The sequence below is a fragment of the uncultured Paraglaciecola sp. genome (assembly GCF_913058035.1).
Taxonomy (GTDB): domain Bacteria; phylum Pseudomonadota; class Gammaproteobacteria; order Enterobacterales; family Alteromonadaceae; genus Paraglaciecola.
Map to the genome: position 1 here is coordinate 1 of NZ_CAJXPA010000345.1, position 2,063 is coordinate 2,063.

3 protein-coding genes and 1 pseudogene are annotated in these 2,063 nt (G+C 37.5%); all 4 read left to right on the forward strand.

Annotated elements, in window-relative coordinates:
- Positions 1-142: 142 nt before the first annotated feature.
- A complete protein-coding gene (locus tag QZ562_RS21125) occupies positions 143-601 on the forward strand; it encodes a hypothetical protein (protein ID WP_293764715.1) in 459 nt (152 codons plus the stop codon).
- Positions 602-788: 187 nt separating this feature from the next.
- Positions 789-1,178, forward strand: coding sequence for an NADH-quinone oxidoreductase subunit A (gene ndhC / locus QZ562_RS21130; RefSeq protein ID WP_293764718.1), 390 nt, complete (start codon positions 789-791; stop codon positions 1,176-1,178).
- On the forward strand, positions 1,178-1,819 hold the full coding sequence (locus QZ562_RS21135) for an NADH-quinone oxidoreductase subunit B (protein ID WP_293764721.1): 642 nt from the start codon (positions 1,178-1,180) through the stop codon (positions 1,817-1,819). Before ndhC ends, QZ562_RS21135 begins: the two co-directional genes overlap by 1 nt.
- A 2-nt stretch (positions 1,820-1,821) precedes the next feature.
- A pseudogene (locus QZ562_RS21140) lies at positions 1,822-2,063 on the forward strand (hypothetical protein); the annotation flags it as partial.

The window sequence follows — 2,063 nt, forward strand, 5'->3', positions numbered from 1 at the left end:
TCTATATGCAGAAAATACATACGATAATCAGTATCTTCTGAGTAAATATTACGCTAATGTTAATTTCTTGTAAATTTTTACGCCGTTTATTGTTAATAAATTTACGCTTTAAAATATTAGTTTTGCAATAGGAAAGAGATTGATGAGCAACTTTTCTCAAGTAAATGAATTACTTCAGCACAATCAACAATTGCATGCCCGCACTGCTGCTTTTTATCTTGTTTTATCAAATCAAGCTCAAAATGAACGAATCAAATTGCTGCTCAATACCTTAGTCAAACATGAATCTGAAATGACGTTGTCCTTACAGAGTTATATTGAAAAAGCATCCATCAAAATACTCAATACCTACTTTCAATTTGATCACGAACACTGTGTTGAAGAGCTGTTTTTAACAAAGTTTGATTCTGTACAGATAAATATTGATGACGTAGAAATGATGGCAACCGCTTTCGATGATTACTTTTGTCATCTCTACATAGAAATGCAGGAAGCCGTCTCTTGTGAATTGGTTCGGGACTTATTTGAAAATTTATATTTGCACATGATGGAAGAGAAAAAACGATTGTCCATCGACATTTATTCGATGATGGATATGTAACAAGTTTTAATGTTGAAGAATTGTCTTCAAACCCATTTGTTACTTGTTTTAATCATCAACTCATTTAGCGATTTGATAATTAATATTTTTAAATGTTTTGAAGCAACCTTTGTAGACACAGATTATTGTCCGTTCAAAAAAGGTTTAATTCGTTGATAACAAAATAAAAAAATCAGGAGTAATTAACATGATACAAGCGCTAAATGAACTCTGGCCAATTCTGTTGTACTTCACTTTTACTCTTCTATTACTAGTCGCAGTAATGTTTGCCTCATCATTACTAGGACCCAGAACAAAGGGCCACTCTACCCACTTACCTTATGAGTCTGGTATTTTATCTCTCGGCAACGCACGGGTTAAGTTTGCTAATCACTTCTTTTTATATGCTATTTTTTTCGTTATTTTCGACCTTGAAACTTTATATCTTTTTGCTTGGGCAATCTCCTTTGAACAGGTAGGTGTGGCCGGCTTTATAGAAGCACTGGTGTTTATGATTATTCTACTGGTTGCCCTTATCTATTTGTGGCGTATTGGCGCTCTCAACATTCTTAAAAGACATCTTCCGGAGCAACGTTAATGGATTGGAATCTCAGTGACCCCAACAAAGTGCCGCAACGAATTTTGACTGTGGATGAAAGTGTGCAAGAAGACATCAAGAAAAACGTCATCTTTACCACCCTCAATAATATGATCAACTGGGGCCGAAAGAATTCCATATGGCCATTTAACTTCGGTTTATCATGCTGTTATGTAGAAATGGCGACAAGCTTCACCGCTCGGCATGATATTGCTCGTTTTGGGGCAGAAGTCATTAGAGCAACACCACGTGAAGCAGATCTCATTGTTATTTCTGGCACTGTATTTCGCAAGATGGCACCAGTTGTTAAACATTTATATGATCAATTACTCGAACCAAAATGGGTAATATCTATGGGCTCTTGTGCAAATTCTGGTGGCATGTACGACATATATTCGGTTGTACAAGGTGTTGACAAAATTTTACCCGTGGATGTTTATGTACCTGGTTGCCCTCCGCGTCCAGAAGCCTTAATGCAAGGTTTGATCTTATTACAAGAAGCAATCGGTCGTGAACAGCGTCCCCTGAGTTGGATAGTTGGTGAGCAGAATGTCAGTCAGATAGCAAAGCCTAGCCAACGAGATATACACAACGCTGAACGTATGCGAGCTAAAGATCTGACACCTCCGGATAGAGTGTAATCATGGCGCACACTTCCAAGCCTGATTTACTAGCCGAGATACAACCATGGTTACTCTCTTCTGTAATGTATGCAGAAGAGACTGCCGACGAGATTCCAACTATTTGGGCACCCGCGCAAGATCTAAAAACACTATGTGATGTAATACGCTTTAAAATAAATCAACCTTTTGATTTTCTGTTTGATTATTCACTTCTTGCTTCAAGTGCAAAATGTTTAGCAAAAGATGCCCAAGCAGTGTATTC

Bases quoted from the DNA above. Each gene is read 5' to 3' on its own strand.
- QZ562_RS21125 (WP_293764715.1), top strand. From the start codon at position 143: ATGAGCAACTTTTCTCAAGTAAATGAATTACTTCAGCACAATCAACAA.
- ndhC (WP_293764718.1), top strand. From the start codon at position 789: ATGATACAAGCGCTAAATGAACTCTGGCCAATTCTGTTGTACTTCACT.
- QZ562_RS21135 (WP_293764721.1), top strand. From the start codon at position 1,178: ATGGATTGGAATCTCAGTGACCCCAACAAAGTGCCGCAACGAATTTTG.